Source organism: Saccharibacillus sp. WB 17 (assembly GCF_008634075.2).
GTDB lineage: Bacteria > Bacillota > Bacilli > Paenibacillales > Paenibacillaceae > Saccharibacillus > Saccharibacillus brassicae.
Genome location: NZ_VPFK02000012.1, coordinates 309,107 through 325,292, shown reverse-complemented (window position 1 = coordinate 325,292; position 16,186 = coordinate 309,107). Strand labels below are relative to the sequence as shown.

11 protein-coding genes and 1 pseudogene are annotated in these 16,186 nt (G+C 58.4%); 8 read left to right on the top strand and 4 right to left on the bottom strand.

What is annotated here, in order from left to right:
- The first annotated feature begins 32 nt into the window (after window positions 1-32).
- The 3 genes from FTE24_RS05440 (at window position 33) to FTE24_RS05430 (ending at window position 5,828) form a co-directional block, all read left to right on the top strand.
- On the top strand, window positions 33-1,250 hold the full coding sequence (locus FTE24_RS05440) for an MFS transporter (RefSeq protein WP_150228910.1): 1,218 nt from the start codon (window positions 33-35) through the stop codon (window positions 1,248-1,250).
- Window positions 1,251-1,448: 198 nt separating this feature from the next.
- Window positions 1,449-2,744 carry an arsenite/antimonite efflux transporter gene (locus tag FTE24_RS05435; RefSeq protein WP_150228912.1) on the top strand — a complete coding sequence of 432 codons (1,296 nt, stop codon included), beginning with the start codon at window positions 1,449-1,451 and terminating at the stop codon, window positions 2,742-2,744.
- 273 nt (window positions 2,745-3,017) lie between these two features.
- Window positions 3,018-5,828 carry a sugar-binding domain-containing protein gene (locus FTE24_RS05430; RefSeq protein WP_150228914.1) on the top strand — a complete coding sequence of 937 codons (2,811 nt, stop codon included), beginning with the start codon at window positions 3,018-3,020 and terminating at the stop codon, window positions 5,826-5,828.
- Between the two features lie 2,101 nt (window positions 5,829-7,929).
- Here FTE24_RS05430 and FTE24_RS05425 read toward each other — a convergent pair.
- A complete protein-coding gene (locus tag FTE24_RS05425; protein WP_150228916.1) occupies window positions 7,930-10,389 on the bottom strand; it encodes a molybdopterin-dependent oxidoreductase in 2,460 nt (819 codons plus the stop codon).
- Window positions 10,386-10,826 (bottom strand): hypothetical protein, encoded by a 441-nt coding sequence (locus FTE24_RS05420; RefSeq protein WP_150228917.1) that lies wholly within the window; start codon window positions 10,824-10,826, stop codon window positions 10,386-10,388. The genes FTE24_RS05425 and FTE24_RS05420 overlap by 4 nt, the downstream gene beginning before the upstream one ends.
- A gap of 175 nt (window positions 10,827-11,001) precedes the next feature.
- On the opposite strand from FTE24_RS05420, the gene FTE24_RS05415 reads away from it, so the two are divergent.
- From FTE24_RS05415 to FTE24_RS05400, 4 genes are all read left to right on the top strand, one after another.
- Window positions 11,002-11,652: a sugar O-acetyltransferase gene (locus FTE24_RS05415; RefSeq protein WP_150228919.1), complete on the top strand. Its 651-nt coding sequence runs from the start codon at window positions 11,002-11,004 to the stop codon at window positions 11,650-11,652.
- A 90-nt stretch (window positions 11,653-11,742) separates the two neighbouring features.
- The gene (locus tag FTE24_RS05410) at window positions 11,743-11,892 is read left to right on the top strand and encodes a hypothetical protein (RefSeq protein WP_160441660.1); all 150 of its coding nucleotides are present in this window, start codon (window positions 11,743-11,745) and stop codon (window positions 11,890-11,892) included.
- Window positions 11,893-11,904: 12 nt separating this feature from the next.
- A complete protein-coding gene (locus FTE24_RS05405; protein ID WP_150228920.1) occupies window positions 11,905-12,261 on the top strand; it encodes an MmcQ/YjbR family DNA-binding protein in 357 nt (118 codons plus the stop codon).
- A gap of 136 nt (window positions 12,262-12,397) precedes the next feature.
- Window positions 12,398-12,988, top strand: a complete 591-nt coding sequence (locus tag FTE24_RS05400; RefSeq protein WP_150228922.1) for a GNAT family N-acetyltransferase — start codon at window positions 12,398-12,400, stop codon at window positions 12,986-12,988.
- Window positions 12,989-13,549: 561 nt separating this feature from the next.
- Here FTE24_RS05400 and FTE24_RS05395 read toward each other — a convergent pair.
- Window positions 13,550-14,194 (bottom strand): hypothetical protein, encoded by a 645-nt coding sequence (locus FTE24_RS05395; protein WP_150228924.1) that lies wholly within the window; start codon window positions 14,192-14,194, stop codon window positions 13,550-13,552.
- Window positions 14,195-14,431: 237 nt separating this feature from the next.
- On the opposite strand from FTE24_RS05395, the pseudogene FTE24_RS05390 reads away from it, so the two are divergent.
- A pseudogene (locus FTE24_RS05390) lies at window positions 14,432-14,533 on the top strand (IS3 family transposase); the annotation flags it as partial.
- A gap of 160 nt (window positions 14,534-14,693) precedes the next feature.
- On the opposite strand, the gene FTE24_RS05385 reads toward FTE24_RS05390, so the two are convergent.
- Window positions 14,694-16,127, bottom strand: coding sequence for a DHA2 family efflux MFS transporter permease subunit (locus FTE24_RS05385; RefSeq protein ID WP_150228929.1), 1,434 nt, complete (start codon window positions 16,125-16,127; stop codon window positions 14,694-14,696).
- Window positions 16,128-16,186 lie beyond the last annotated feature (59 nt).

The window sequence follows — 16,186 nt, the reverse complement described above, 5'->3', positions numbered from 1 at the left end:
TTTTACGCGCGCTGCGCGAAAGGAAGATATTCATGGCAACGATGTTTCTGATCGTCATCTATTTGGCTTTTATCAGTCTGGGGCTGCCGGATTCGCTGCTCGGCGCGGCCTGGCCGGTCATGCGCCCGGATCTCGGCGCGCCGCTCGAATCGGCCGGCCTGCTGGCGATGATCGTCGCGGCGGGCACGATCGTGTCGAGCCTGCTCAGCGGCAAGCTGATCGCGAAGCTCGGCACGGGGCCGCTGACGCTGCTCAGCTGCCTGATGACCGCGGCCGCGCTGCTCGGCTTCTCGTTCGCTCCGTCGCTGCTCTGGTTCGCGCTGCTCGCGATTCCGCTCGGGCTCGGCGCGGGAGCGGTCGATTCGGCGCTGAACCATTACGTGGCGACGCATTACGAAGCGCATCATATGAGCTGGCTGCACTGCTTCTGGGGCGTCGGCGCGACCGGAAGCCCGCTGCTCATGTCCTACTTTATCAAAGAGCACGATTCGTGGAGAGCGGGGTACACGGCCGTCGCGGTTATCCAGTTCGCGCTCGTGATCGTGCTGCTGGTCACACTGCCCTTGTGGAAAAAAGTGTCGGCGGAGCGCACCGCGCTCGCGGTAGAGCGCGAAGCCGCCAAAACTGCGTCCGCCGGTCCGGACTTCGTCCGCAAAGCGGAAGCGCCGCCGGCCGAACGCGCGCTGCGCCTGCCCGGCGTCAAAATGACGCTGCTGGCGTTTCTGTTCTACTGCGGCGTCGAGACGATGGTCGGCTTGTGGGGCGCCAGCTTCCTCGTCGGTTCGCGCGGCATCTCGCCGGTGACGGCCGCCGGCTGGATCTCGCTCTATTACGGAGGCATCACCGTCGGCCGGCTTATTACCGGCTTTATCACGATGCGAATCGGCAACCGCACGCTGATCCTGGCCGGGCAGCTCATCTCGGCGCTGGGCGCCTGCCTGCTGCTGCTCCCGCTGCCGGACTTCGTCATGCTGACAGGCTTCGTGCTGATCGGCCTCGGCTTCGCCCCGGTCTACCCGGGCTTTATCCACGAGACGCCGGCGCGGTTCGGCCGCGCGAATTCGGCCAAGCTGATCGGCTACCAGATGGCCGTCGCCTATACGGGCACGACGTTCCTGCCGCCGCTGTTCGGCGTGCTGGCTTCGCGGGCGAGTATCGGGCTGTTCCCGATCGTGACGCTGATCTTCGTCGTCATGATGCTGCTCTGTTCGGAGCAGGTCATCCGGGCACTCAAGCGTGCGGCCGTCTGACGGCAAAGACTGGATGAACCGCGTTATTTTTCCGGAAAAAGGCGCTCTTGGGCGCTTTTTTGCGCGTTTGAAGCCCGGGATGCGGCGCATCGGCCGATAGACTTGCTTCGCCGCAGGGAAGAGACTAAGATATAAACGGCTCTACGGTTGATTCGTGAGAAGATCCCGCGGGATCTTCGACTATTTGGAGGATGACGTGTGTACGCTGCGCTATGGCCGACCCTGATTTTTATTCTGACTCTGTTCCTGGTGATCCGGCGTCCGCGGGGGCTGCCGATCGGCTGGTCCGCCTGCGGCGGGGCGGCGCTCGCGCTGCTGACCGGCGTCGTCGACCTTCAGGACGTGCGGGACGTGACGGACGTGGTCTGGAACGCGACGCTTGCTTTCGTGGCCATTATCCTGATCTCGCTCGTGCTCGACCGCGTCGGGCTGTTCGAATGGGCGGCGCTGCATGTCGCCCGGGCTTCGCACGGCAGCGGCACGCGGATGTTCGTGTATCTGATCCTGCTCGGGGCGGTCGTCGCGGCGCTGTTCGCCAACGACGGAGCCGCGCTGATCCTGACGCCGATCGTGCTGGCGATGGTGCGGGCGCTTGACCTGAACGAGAAGCAGGTGTTTCCGTTCATCATCGCGGGCGGCTTTATCGCCGATACGACTTCGCTGCCGCTCTTGATCAGCAACCTGGTCAATATCGTGTCGGCGGATTATTTCGGTATCGGCTTCCTGCGTTATGCGCAAGTGATGCTCGTGCCGAATCTGTTCGCGCTGGGCGCGAGTCTCGGCGTGCTGTATTTCTTTTTCCGCAAAAGCATTCCCCGCCGCTTCGACGACGCGCAGCTCAAAGCGCCGGCGACGGCGATCCGCGATCTCAAGCTGTTCCGCATTTCGTGGGTCGTGATCGTGCTGCTGCTTGGCGGTTACTTCGCGGGCGAACTGGTCGGCATTCCGCTGTCGCTGACCGCCGGGGTCATCGCGATTTTGTTCCTGATCCTGGCGCGGCGCAGCCCGGCGATTTCGGTGTCGGCCGTGATCAAGGAATCGCCGTGGTCGATCGTCTTTTTCTCCGTCGGCATGTACGTGGTCGTGTACGGCCTGCGCAACGCGGGTCTGACCGACCTGCTGGCGGAAGGCATCCGGGCGTTCTCGGGTCTTGGACTGTTCGCGGCCACGATGGGCATGGGCTTCCTGAGCGCCGTTCTGTCGTCGGTCATGAACAATCTGCCGACGGTGCTGATCGGGGCGCTCGCGATCGATTCGGCGGACATGGGCGGCCGGATTCACGAAGCGCTCGTCTACGCGAACGTGATCGGAGCCGACCTCGGACCTAAGCTGACGCCGATCGGCTCGCTTGCGACGCTGCTCTGGCTGCATGTGCTTAACAACAAAGGCATCCGCATCACGTGGGGACAATATTTCCGCATCGGGGTGATCCTGACGATTCCGACGCTGTTCATCACGCTGCTGGGCTTGTACGTCTGGTTATCCTGGTTATAAAAAAGTCGTTCACGCAGCGGCGCAAGCTCCGAATCCTGATGATTCGGAGCTTTTTGTCGCAGGCGGCACCCGCTCGAAGCAGGAGTCCCACACGTGCGGCGTTGCAGGTCGAGCCCCCGTATTTTTATACCGAAAACGATTCATAAAGCAATTGCCGAACTTTTCCGAAAACGTTATAGTCATAAAGGGAGACCGCGCCGTCCCCATGTTCGAAGCAGGGGAAAAGGCGTCCGGATCTTAACGAAACCGTATTCAAATTAGGAGTGATGAACCATGTTGAACAGAATCGATCTGTCCGGCTCATGGGAGCTGGCTTTGGACGAACACAAACAGGGACAGCCGCAAACGCAGGCGTTCAACGACGCGATGGAGCTGCCCGGCACGACTTCGCATGCCCGCAAAGGCAAGCGCAACGAAGAGAAATTGATCGGCTCGCTCACGGACGCCTACAAGTTCGAAGGCTATGCCTGGTTCCGCAAAGAAATCGAAATCCCGGCAGAGTGGGCGTCGCACACGGCCCGGCTGCATCTGGAGCGCACGCGCGTCACGACGGTCTGGCTGGACGGGGAAGAACTCGGCAGCCGTAACAGCCTCAACGCGCCGCATGTATACGACTTGACGGGCAAGCTGCGCGCCGGCCCGGCGACGCTGACGATCCGCGTGGACAATACGGATTATCCGACCAAGGGCGGCCATATGACGTCCCCGGACACGCAGACGAACTGGAACGGAATCACGGGCGCGATCGAGCTGCAGTTTTACGGCCCGGCCCGTTTGGAAAGTCTGCGCACCTACCCGAACGTCGACGAGCGCAGCGTGCGGGTCACGGCGCGGGTCGAAGGAAACGAAGCTTCGGTGCTGCGCCTGTCGGCGGTCAGCTTCAACGGCGAGACGGTGCACAGCGCGCAGACGCTTGAGCTGAAGCTTGAAGGGCGCGACATCGACGCGGAATATCCGCTTGGCGCGGACGCCCGGCTGTGGAGCGAATGGACGCCGGAGCTCTACCGCCTCAAGCTGGAACTGCTGGGCGAAGACGGCGGCGTGTTCGACGTGACGGAAAGCGTCTTCGGCCTGCGGAAGTTCCGCCCGGCCGGCGACAAGTTCGAGATCAACGGACATCGCACGTTTCTGCGCGGCAAGCATGACGGCCTGATTTTCCCGCTGACCGGCTATGCGCCGACCGACGTGGACGAGTGGGTACGGATCTTGAACATTTCCAAATCGTACGGCATGAACCATTATCGCTTCCATACGGCCTGCCCGCCGGAAGCGGCGTTCGTCGCGGCGGACCTGTTGGGCATCTACATGGAGCCGGAACTGCCGTTTTGGGGCACGGTGACGGAGCCGGGCGACGAGAACCACGACCAGGCGGAGCAGGATTACCTGATCGAAGAAGGGTATGCCATTCTCAAAGCGTTCGGCAACCATCCTTCGTTCGTCATGTTCTCGCTCGGCAACGAGCTGTGGGGCAGCCGCCCGAAGATCGATTCGATCCTCAAAGGCTACAAACAATTCGACGGCCGTCCGCTGTATACGCAGGGATCGAACAATCACCAGTGGGTGCCGGAACTGCTTGAACATGACGATTTCTTCTGCGGCGTGCGGTTCTCGCGCGAACGCCGGTTCCGCGGTTCGTACGCGATGTGCGACGCGCCTCAGGGCCATGTGCAGCTTGCGCCTCCGGGCACGATGACGGATTACGACGAGCCGATCTCGCCTTCGCGCCTGCAAAGCGCAGACGGGGAAGACGGCGGCGCGAAAACGATCCAGATTCAATACGGCACGGAGATGAAAACGGTCGAAGCCGAAGGCGACGGCGGAGACTGGATCTCGCCGCTTCCGGTCGTCTCGCACGAGATCGGGCAGTACGGCACGTTCCCGAACTTCGACGAGATCGACAAATACACGGGACCGCTGCAGGCGGAAAATTTCAAGATCTTCCGCGAGCGGCTGGAGGAAAAAGGTCTCGGCCATCTGGCCCGCGCCTATTTCGAAAATTCCGGCAAGTTGGCGATGGACTGCTACAAGGAAGAACTGGAAGCGGCGCTGCGTTCGCGCAAACTGGCCGGCTTCCAACTGCTTGACCTGCAGGACTTCAGCGGACAGGGTACGGCTCTTGTCGGCGCTTTGGACGCCTTTATGGATTCCAAAGGGCTGATCACGCCGGAAGACTGGCGTTCGTTCTGCGCCGACGCGGTGCTGCTGGCCCGCTTCCCGTCGTACAATCTGGTCGGCGGCGAAGAGTTCCGCGCGGCTGTCGAACTGAGCTGGTACCGTCAGGAAGCGCCGGGCAAGCTTGGCGTGGAGTGGACGCTGGCTGCAGGGGGTGAGACGCTGGGCGAAGGCACGCTGTCGGCGGAATTGACGCAAAGCGGCGACGTGTTCGAAGTGGGCAGCGTGCAGCTTGTGCTTGCACCGGTACAGACGATGCAAAGAGCCGAGCTGTCGCTGCGCATCAAAGGCACAAATGTGTACAAACAGTACGAACTGTGGATTTATCCGTCCGGCGTTCAGGCGGACTTCGGCGGCGTGCAGGTCTTCGAGACGCTGACGGCCGAAGCCGAAGCGGTGCTTGCGGCCGGCGGCAAAGTGCTGCTGATGCCGAATCCGGCTGCGCTGGAGAACGCGATCGAAGGCACGTACGCGTCGGACTTCTGGTGCTATCCGATGTTCCGCTCGATCTCGGAAAGCATGGAGCGCAAAGTGCCGGTCGGCACGCACGGCCTGCTGATCCGCAGCGAACATCCGGCTCTGCGCGACTTCCCGTCGGCGACCCATTCGACGTATGCGTGGTGGAACGTCGTCATGAATTCGCGTTCGATCATTCTCGACGGTACTTCGTCCGAATGGGAACCGATCGTGCAGACGATCGACAACTTCGAGCGCAACCACAAGCTCGGCCTGCTGTTCGAATGCAAGACCGGCGGCGGCAGCCTGATCGTCTGCGCCGTCGACGCGGCCGCAGCCGCTCAGTCGCCGGACGGCCGGCAGTTCCTGCACAGCCTGGCGAACTATGTGCGTTCGGACGCATTCGCTCCGACGTTCGAGCTCGGCCTCGACGAGCTGGCGGGGATGATTCGCTAGAGTGTAGGCGAGCGGAGCGGGTTTTGGCCGAAGCGGGAGCTGGCGCGAATAGAACCGCGCAGCGACAGCTAATTAGCCGTTGGGCGAAGTGTCGCGGAAAATAGCTGCGCCACGGCAGTTATTCTCGCCGGAAACGGAGTGAATGAGCGAATAGCTGCGCCACTGCAGCTATTTTTGTCGAAACTGGAGCAAATGGGCGAATAGCTGCGTCACGACAGTTATTTGCACCGAAACTGGAGCAAATGAGCGAATAGGTGCGTCACTACAGTTATTTTCGTCGAAACTGGAGCAAATGGGCGAATAACTGCGTCACGACAGTTATTTTCGCCCAAAGCACCCTTTGAGCCGCCGAAAGAGCTAATTAAGTGTCCTGTCGCAGTTATTTGCCGAACAGAGAAGCTGTTCGCCGAAATAACTGCAGATTCGCACTTAATCTGCGACCCAAGCGACTGACTGCATAGCGCACATAAAGAGAGGAGCGTTTGCCCCGGCGGCAGACGCTCCTTTTCGATTTGCTGTTTGATTTGCTGTTTGATCGACTACACGATGAATCCACTTTGTCCTCTTCTATGAGGCAGGGGAGTTGACCAAAATAACCGCGCGGAGGCAACAAAGCGACAACTATTGCCGGCTGGGGTAGACCTGGTCCACGAATAACTGCGTTACGACAGCTATTTGCATCGGAAACGGAGTTAATGCGCGAATNAGTTGCGTCACTACGATTATTTTCACCGGAAACGGAGTGAATGCGCGAATAGCTGCGTCACGACAGTTATTTGCACCGAAACTGGAGTGAATGAGCGAATAATTGCGCCACGACAGTTATTTTCGCCCAAAGCACCTTTTGAGCCGCCGAAAGAGCTAATTAAGTGTACTGTCGCACTTATTTGCCGAGTCGAGAAGCTGTTCGCTGAAATCTGCAGATCCGCACTTAATCTGCGGCCCAAGCGACTGACTGCATAGCGCACATAAAGAGAGGAGCGTTTGCCCCGGCGGCAGACGCTCCTTTTCGATTTGCTGTTTGATTTGCTGTTTGATTTGCTGTTTGATCGACTACACGATGAATCCACTTTGCCCTCTTCTATGTGGCAGGGGAGTTGACCAAAATAATCGCGCGTAGGCAACACGGCGGCAACTATTGCCGGCCGGAGTAGACCTGGTCCACGAATAACTGCGTCACGACAGTTATTCGTGCTGGAAACGGAATAAATGGACGAATAGTTGCGTCACTACAATTATTTGCACCGGAAACGGAGTGAATGAGCGAATAGNNNTTGCGCCACGACAGTTATTTTCGCCGAAACTGGAGTGAATGGGCGAATAACTGCGTCACGACAGTTATTTTCGCCCAAAGCATCTTTTGAGCCGCCGAAAGAGTTAATTAAGTGTCTTGTCGCACTTATTTGCCAAACAGAGAAACCGTTCGCCGAAATAACTGTAGATCCGCACTTAATTTCCGGCTCAAGCGACTGACTGCATAGCGCACATAAAGAGAGGAGCGTTTGCCCCGATGGCAGACGCTCCTGTTTGATTTGCTGTTTGATTTGCTGTTTGATCGACTACACGATGAATCCACTTTGCCCTCTTCTATGTGGCAGGGGAGTTGACCAAAATAACCGCGCGTAGGCAACACAGCGGCAACTATTGCCGGCTGGGGTAGACCTGGTCCACGAATAACTGCGTTACGACAATTATTCGCACCGGAAACGGAGTGAATGGACGAATAGCTGCGCCATTACAGTTATTCTCGTCGAAACAGGAGCAAATGGGCGAATAACTGCGTCACGACAGTTATTTGCACCGAAACTGAAGTGAATGAGCGAATAGCTGCGCCACTACAGTTATTTTCGCCCAAAGCACCTTTTGAGCCGCCGAAAGAGCTAATTAAGTGTACTGTCGCAGTTATTTACCGAAGCGAGAAATCGTTTGCCGAAATAACTGCAGATTCGCACTTAATCTGCGACCCAAGCGACTGACTGCATAGCGCATATAAAGAGAGGAGCGTTTGCCCCTATGGCAGACGCTCCTTTTTGATTTGCCTACAGCATGAACCGATTTTGTCCTTTAAACAATGAATCCATTTTGCCTCTAAGTCCCCGCCTCAATCCCCGCCCTGCTCCTTCATCTCCGTCCGCTTAAAGTCGGTTCGCTGCGGGGAATAGGGCTGGATCGGCACGTTCATCATGGAGATCGGAACTTCCAGATGCTGGCCGGTCTGGATGCCGTAAGGCGTGTCCATGCGGTTGACCCTGAGCAGGTCGTCGACGCTCAGGTTGTACTGCTCGGCGATGTAGCCGAGCGTCTCGCCGCTTGCGACGAGATGCGGCTTGCGCAGCTTCTCGATCCGGCAGGCGGACTGCTTGAACGTCGGCTGCTTGGACAGCGGATCGACGAAGTCCGCCGTGAGGTCGTTCGCGGCCTGGTTGCTTTCCCAGCTGCCGAAATGGAACGGCACGAACAGCAGGCCGCGCTGCACGGCGTCGCCGATCTTCGCCGGCACTTCGATCCAGCCGCGCGGCGAGACGACGCGCACGACTTCGCCTTCGATCAGGTCAAGCTCGCGGGCGTCGTCGGTATGGATCTCCACATAGCCGTGCGGAGCGGCGGCCTGCAGATACGGCGAGCGGCCCGTTTTGGTACGGGTATGCCAATGCCAGACGAGGCGGCCCGTCGTCAGCCACATCGGGAAATCGCCGCCGGGCTGTTCGGACGGCGGGTTATAGCGGGTCGCGTGCAGAATCGCGCGCCCGTCCGGCTGCTTCGCTTCGTATTCGACCCGGGTCAGCGCGCGTCCGGTAAATTGATTTTTTGTGTAACTCTGCGCGTATTCCGGCCGCGTCGGAAACTTCAAGTCTTCGTACAGCCGCGCCGTGCCTTCCGGCTTCTGCGCCGTCGCCGGCCAGCGCAGGCCGTTATGACGCTCCAGCTTCTCGTACGTCATGCCCGTCATGTCGCACGGGCGTCCCGCCGAGACGGTCTTCCATTCTTCGAACGCTTCTTCCGGCGTGCAGTAGCCGATCAGCGGCTGACCGTCCCGGTCGCGGAAATCCATACGCCGCGCGAAATCGAGCAGGATGTCGAGGTCGGTCCGCACCCCTTCGGGCGGTTCCACCGCTTTGCGCAGCAGATTGATGCGCCGGTCGGCGTTCTCCATCGTGCCTTCTTTTTCGCCCCACATGGCGGCAGGCAGGACGACGTCCGCGACTTTGGACGTCTCCGTCAGGAAATGGTCCTGCATGACGACGAACACTTTTTCGAGTGCCGCCCGGGCCCGCTTGCGATTGGGCAGGGAGACAAGCGGATTGGTGCCGATATTCCAGAACACGTCGATCTGATCCTGTTCGATCATCTCCAGCTGTTCTTCGATCCCTTTCTCGGGACCGGCCGGCAGATTCATCGGATCGACGTTCCACAGCCGGCCCATATCGTCCAGATGCTGCGGATTCATCGGATTGCGGTTGGCCGGATACGTGCCGACGCCGCCCGCGGTGCGGTTCGCCGACGAACTCGGCTGGCCGGCCATATGCAGCGGTCCGCAGCCGGGCCGGCCGATCAGGCCGCGCGTCAGATGCAGATTGTTGATCGCCACGCAGGCGGTCGTCGCGTCCGCGCTTTGAAAAGCGCCCTGCAGCGTCGTCGTGACGAGCGAAGGCGTCTCCGACAAGATGCGGCCCGCTTCGAGCAGCGTCTCGACCGGAATGCCCGTCACTTCGGACGTTCGCTCCGGCGTCCATTCGCTGAGCGCGCCGGACATCTCCTCGAAGCCGATCGTATGCGCGGCGATAAACGCTTCGTCGGCCGCGCCGTTATCGAGCATGATCCGCAGCAGCCCGTTCAGCAGCGGCACGTTGGTGCCCGGGCGAAGCTGCAAATGCAGGTCCGCGCCGCGCACGGTCAGCGTGCGGCGCGGATCGACGGCGATGATGAACGGCTTGCCGGTGCGCGCTTTGCGGTCCATGATCCGCTCGTGCAGCACGGTGCCGGTCTCGGCGACGTTATGCCCGAACAGCATCAGCGTGTCGGTCTCGTCCACGTCGTCGTACGAAGCGGGCGTGCCGTCCGCGCCGAACGATTGCAGCAGGCAGAACTCCGTCGTGGCCGTGCACAGCCGCGTATTGGCGTCGAGCAGATGCGTGCCGATGCCGGCCCGGCCGATCTTGGCGATCGTGTAATAGTCTTCGAGGAACGCCTGCCCCGTCGAATAGATCGCGACGCTGTTCGGCCCTTTTTCCGCGATCGCGCTTTGCATTTTCTCCACGATCAGGTTCATCGCTTCGTCCCACGACGCAGGCACCAGTTCCCCGAACTCGTTGCGGATCAGCGGGGAGAGCAGACGGTCCGGGCTTGCGTTGGCCTGCCATTGATGCTCGCCTTTGGGGCCGAGGCGCCCGCGGTTGATCGAATGGTTGCCGTTGCCGCGGATGCCGACGATCTGCTCGTCTTTGACCGCGATCTCGCAGCCGCAGCCGACGGAGCACAGATTGCACGTGCTGTACACCCAGCGATCCACTTCGCCCTGACTGTAAATGTTCATGTCGATCCGTTCTTTTTGCCAGCTCATCGGGAACCTCCGGTCTGCGGCTGCGGTTGATAAAGCGCCGGGATGACGAACTTGATGTTCGCCGCGCCGTAGATCCGCTCCATTTCCGCCGCCGCTTTTTTTAGAGTGCTTTTCATGCCGGGAAAACGGTTCTCAAGCTTCGCCGCTTCCTCCGAATCTTCGTGATCCATCCAATCCACCGCGCGGAGCCAGGCCCGGAACGTCGATTCGACGATCTCGTCGTTCAGGTAGATGACAGAGCAGTCCGTTTTGAACGTATCGAGCTCCGCGTCGCCGCCCTTGAGTAGGGGCAGCATACGCTCGAACGCCCCGCGTTCTTCTTCCAGCGACGTGCGCAACAAATCGACGAGAGGATGCGACATTCCTTCCGTCTCGCCCAGCACCGAGATGACTTCGGCCTGGACGTTTGCAAAAAGATCATGCAGCTTATCGCTCATAAGATCCTCCTTGGCGCGTGATGTTTGGGTACAGGTTTACATACCCTTTTTGGCAAGGAATAACACGGAGAACCGCGGACCTTGACAGTGGAAAAACAAACGCACAAACTGGAAAAAGATCCGTGCAGCCCGATCCAATCCGATGAAGCGGCTGCGCGGCGAGGGAGGCGTACCGATGAATGTATCCAAGCCTGTATCCGGACAGGGCAGCGAACAGCAGAACGAACAGCGAAGCAAACAGACGGAAAAAGAAAAAGCGGCTGCCGGGCTGCTCTACGACAACAACAACGACCCTCAGCTCGTGCGCGAGCGCAATTTGTGCAAATCGCTTTGTTTCGAGCACAACCAGCTTAATCCGCTGCGGCTGGCCGAGCGGGAAGCAAAGATCCGCCAGATCGTGGCCCGAGCCGAAGGGGCGTTCGTGATCGAACAGCCTTTTTACTGCGACCTCGGCTACAATATCGAGTTCGGACAGAACTTTTTTGCCAATCATAATCTGATCATCCTCGACGCGGCCAAAGTCATCTTCGGGGACAACGTCTTTATCGCGCCGAACTGCGGCTTCTACGCGGCGGGCCATCCGCTCGACGTCGAGCAGCGCAATCAGGGGTTGGAGTATGCGTACCCGATCACGGTGGAAGACAACGTCTGGATCGGCGGCAACGTCGTCGTGCTGCCCGGCGTGACGATCGGGGCCGGCAGCGTGATCGGCGCGGGCAGCGTCGTCAACCGGGACGTTCCGCCGGGCGTCGTCGCCGCAGGCAACCCGTGCCGGGTCATCCGCGAGATCACGGAAGCGGACCAGGGCCGATACAAGCGAGCCTGACGAAACGGTTTTTTCTCGTTCAAAGGGTTGCTGTGCGGGTTAATGGACAGTAAGAAACGAATCAGGCTTGCCAAATAAGGAGGAAATCCGATGCGAAAAAGATGGGGTATGCTGTTTGCGGTCGGCGTGCTGTCGGTCGTTATGGGCTGCGGGGCGGACAACGGAGACGACGACATGGACAGCAATATGGAGAACCACGACATGAACGACATGGACGACAATAACGACGGCAACGATTGACGGAGGACTACGATGCACAAGCAGGAACTGATCGAACGCTGCCTGGAACTTCCGGGCGTGTACGAAGACTACCCGTTCGACGAGAGCTGGACGGTGATGCGCCACGGCGGCAACAAAAAGTCGTTCGCCCTTATCTACGAGCGTGAAGGCCATCTGTGTGCCAATCTCAAATGCGATCCGATGCGGGCCGCGATGCTGCGCGACCTGCACGAAGAGATCCGGCCCGGCTACCATATGAACAAAGAACATTGGAACACCGTCATTGCGGACGGCGCGCTTGGCGAAGAAGACATTCTGGATCTCGTCCGCCACAGCTTCGAGCTGACCCGTCCCAAGATTCGGGGCAAGCGGCAGCCGGCGGATTTTTGAATTTTATTTGAATCTTGTTTGAATCTTGTTTGAACCCCGCTTAAAACTTGTCTGCCCCCGTGCTCCAAACGCAAACTGGCTCTTTTACGGCGCGCTCTTTATTTATATACTGATATTCAAAAAGGAGCGACGCCTTATGGAGATTACGCCGGTTACGCTGGTCGGGAAGCGGGCCCGGATTCAGCCGATGGAGGAGCGGCACGCGGAAGCGTTGTTCGAAGCGGGCCGCGACCCGTCGATCTGGACGTATATGCCGATGTCCATCCGCTCTCCGGAACATATGCGGGAGCTGGTGCGCCAAGCGCTTGCGGCCAAAAAAGACGGCAGCGAGTTCCCTTATGTCATCGTCGATCGGGAGTCGGGAGAAGTGGTGGGCAGCACGCGTTTTCTGGCCGTCTCGCGGCCCAACCGCAGTCTGGAAATCGGCTGGACATGGCTGTCTCCGGCTGTCTGGCGGACAAGCGTGAATACGGAATGCAAATTTCTGCTGCTGCGGCACGCTTTCGAGACGCTGGGCGCGATCCGCGTGCAGATCAAGACGGATCGCCGCAATCTGCGGTCCCAACAGGCAATCGAACGTCTCGGCGCGACAAAAGAAGGTGTGCTGCGCAAACATGTCATTCTGCATGACGGGTATGTACGGGATTCGGTGTTTTACGCCATTTTGGACGAAGAGTGGGCAGCGGTGAAAAGCGGGTTGGAACTTAAACTGGCGTCCGTCGATTAGCGATCGTCCCGTTTAAGCGCAAGCGCAATCTGCGATTCGGGTCGGTCCGAGCTTTCGGACTTTGATCTTTGAAATTTTGGTTTTTAAAATAGAGCATGCAAAAAAACGGCCCTCCAACTAAACTGTACCCTACAAGACGGACGCTTTGAAAAAAGTCAGTGCCAAAGCCATTACTTACAAGGATGTGTTGGGAACCTAGCGCATTTGGACGGCTTCCAAACGGTGGCGGGAAGCTTGCGAGAACAAAGGAATCCTCGGCCTTGCGGACGGAAGAAAGCAGGGCTGGACGTCGCTTCTCTCGTGGCAGGCGTAGACGTGCGTGGTCAATTCGATGAAAAGGTCGAAACATTCTGAAACCGGTACTTGCTCGCGGCGAACTGCAAGTGATCGGCGCAACGAGGCTCAAAGTAATCCTTTTTTTTCAATCCTATAGATGCAAAAAACTGCCCTGAACCGGTAATCGGTCCAGGGCAGTTTTCTTTTTTCTCACCGCGTTGCTTAAAGTCCATTCGTTCGTTCAACACATAATCAATCGCAATCTGGGAGAAAAAGGTCGCGAGCTTACTTGTCGGCCAAAATGCTGGTCAGCGAATTCGAAACCGTCTCGATAAACGTTCCGGCGAATTCGCTTGTCGGCGCATTGATCCGGAACAGATATGAATCACCTTTTTTCGAGGTCCAGATGACGTGGTTATGCAGGTTGTCCTTCGTATCGCTTGCCTGCAATAACAGCCGGGCGGAAGACATCGGGCTTTCGAATAATTGATCGCCTTTATAGCCGCGGACTTGACCGTATTTTTTCAGCTCGGCTCGGCTATTCTTGCTTACCTTTTGCAGATTGAAGTTAGCCGGGAGTTTCTCGATTTGCGCATTGTAGGACGGGTATTGGGTTAGATGAATTTTGTTTTTGGCTTTGCTGAAGGTATAGCCGTTTGCCACGTACAGCGAGTAGCCGTTGCCTTGTTTCAGATACGCCGTGCGGTTAACATAGTCGCCTTTGATCATCAGCGCAAACGATTGGGTCGCCGGGCGCACGCTGCTGGCGGCGGAGGTGGAGCTTGCAGCTGCAATCGATGAAGTCGTGCCTGCCGCATGCGCCTCATTGAATAGCAGAACATTATCGGAAGTTGCAAAAGGGACGGCCAAAGAAAAAGCAAAGGTCAATGCGGCGATTTTACGGAATGGTTGGTTGGATGTACGTTTCATGATTGAACACTCCTCTGAATTGGGTTTGGGAAACGGGAAAATCAAAGCGTCCCGTTCCTTGTGATGCATTAGACGGGAGTGTGCATGGATTTATTACACTTTTCGCAAAATTAATTTGAAAAGAGGAATGGCAGATGAAGATCGGAATCGCTGGAAGCAGCATGATCGTAGGCGAGGCTTTGGACGCGTTGGCGGCAATCGAAGGGGAAAAATTGACGGCGATCTGTGTACGGGAGCTTTGGTCATTTGAAAGACGAAACCGACCTCAAAACCTGCCAAACGCTCCAACGAATGAAGCAAGAAATCAAGCGTTATATGACGTATTACAATCGGGAACGTGGGTAACGGAACTTAAAAAAGCTGCCGCCTGAATGATACAGGCAACAGCTTCTTAACGCATCCTGACTTTTTTTAAATGTCCTTTACAAAGGGGACAGTTTAAACAGGAGTGCCGTTTTTTTATAGTGCCGACAATTCGAAAGTCCGAAAGTCCGAACGCTTAAACTTCCGCCGTCTTGCTCTTGTCTCCATGCACGACGACCGTTTCTTCCGTGCCGCGCTTCACGTTCTTGATGAAGAACGAGAGGAGCAGGCCGACGACGCCGATGCCGACGATCACGACGTAAGCGTCGTTGATGCCGGAGATCTGCGCCTGAACGGCGATCTGCGACGGATCGGTGCCGCTCTGCATCAGGTCGGCCGCATGGCTTTTCGCGCGGTCGGACATGACCGTCACGAGCAGCGAGGTGCCGATCGCGCCGGCAACCTGGCGGGTCGTGTTGCTGATCGCCGTGCCGTGCGCGTTCAGGCGTGGCGGCAGCTGGTTGAGGCCGGCCGTCTGAAGCGGCATCATCATGAACGCCATGCCGATCCGGCGGGCGGTGGACATGAGGACCAGATAATTATAGCTGGTCGTGTCGGTCAGGTTGATAAAGCCGAGCGTCGTGGCGATGACGATAATCATGCCGATAATCGTCAGCCATTTGGCGCCGAACTTGTCGAACAGCCGTCCGGTGATCGGCATGAGCAGGCCCATGAGCAGCGCGCCGGGCAGCAGAAGCAGGCCGGATTGAATCGCCGTATAGCCGCGTGCGCTTTGCAGATACAGCGGCAGCAGCATCATGTCCGCGTACATGATCATCGTGACCGCGATACTGATCACGATCGTCAGCGAGAACATGTTGAATTTGAACGCGCGCAGGTCGAGCAGCGGCGTCTTCATCTTGAGCTGGCGCACAGAGAAGGCGACCAGTCCGATCAAGCCGACAGCGATCATGATCAGCACTTCGGCGCTGGACCAGCCGAGGCTGCCGGCCCGGCTGAAGCCGTACAGCAGCGCGCCGAAGCCGATCGTGGACAGCACGACGCTCAAGGCGTCGAACTTGACGTTGACGCGTTCGCCGACGTTGCGCAGATAGATGAAGCCGAGCGCGATGACGATGAGGGCCAGCGGAATCATGGCGTAGAACATCGTTTCCCACGAGTAGTGTTCCAGCGTGTAACCGGCAAGCGTCGGTCCGATCGCCGGAGCGACGATAATGGCCAGACCGACGAGGCCCATGGCCGATCCGCGTTTCTCGGGCGGGAACAAGGCCAGGATGACGTTCATCAGCAGCGGCATGATGATGCCGGCGCCGGCGGCCTGGATCAACCGTCCGGTCAGTAGCATCGGGAAATCGCCCGCGAGCGCCGACACGACCGTGCCGACGAGGAAGATCATCATCGAAGCCTGGAACAGCTGGCGCGTCGAGAACTTCTGCATCAGGTAGGCGGTGATCGGGATCAGCACGCCGTTAACGAGCAAATAGCCGGTCGTCAGCCACTGCGCCGTCGCGGCCGTAATGTCGAAGTCTTTCATCAGCTCCGGCGTGGCGACGCTCATCAGCGTCTGGTTCAGGGTCGCCAGGAAGGCACCCAGAATCATGATGAACATGATCGGTCCTCGTTTGGCCGATCCGGTGTCGATAGTAGGGGTACTGCTCAATTTTTCTC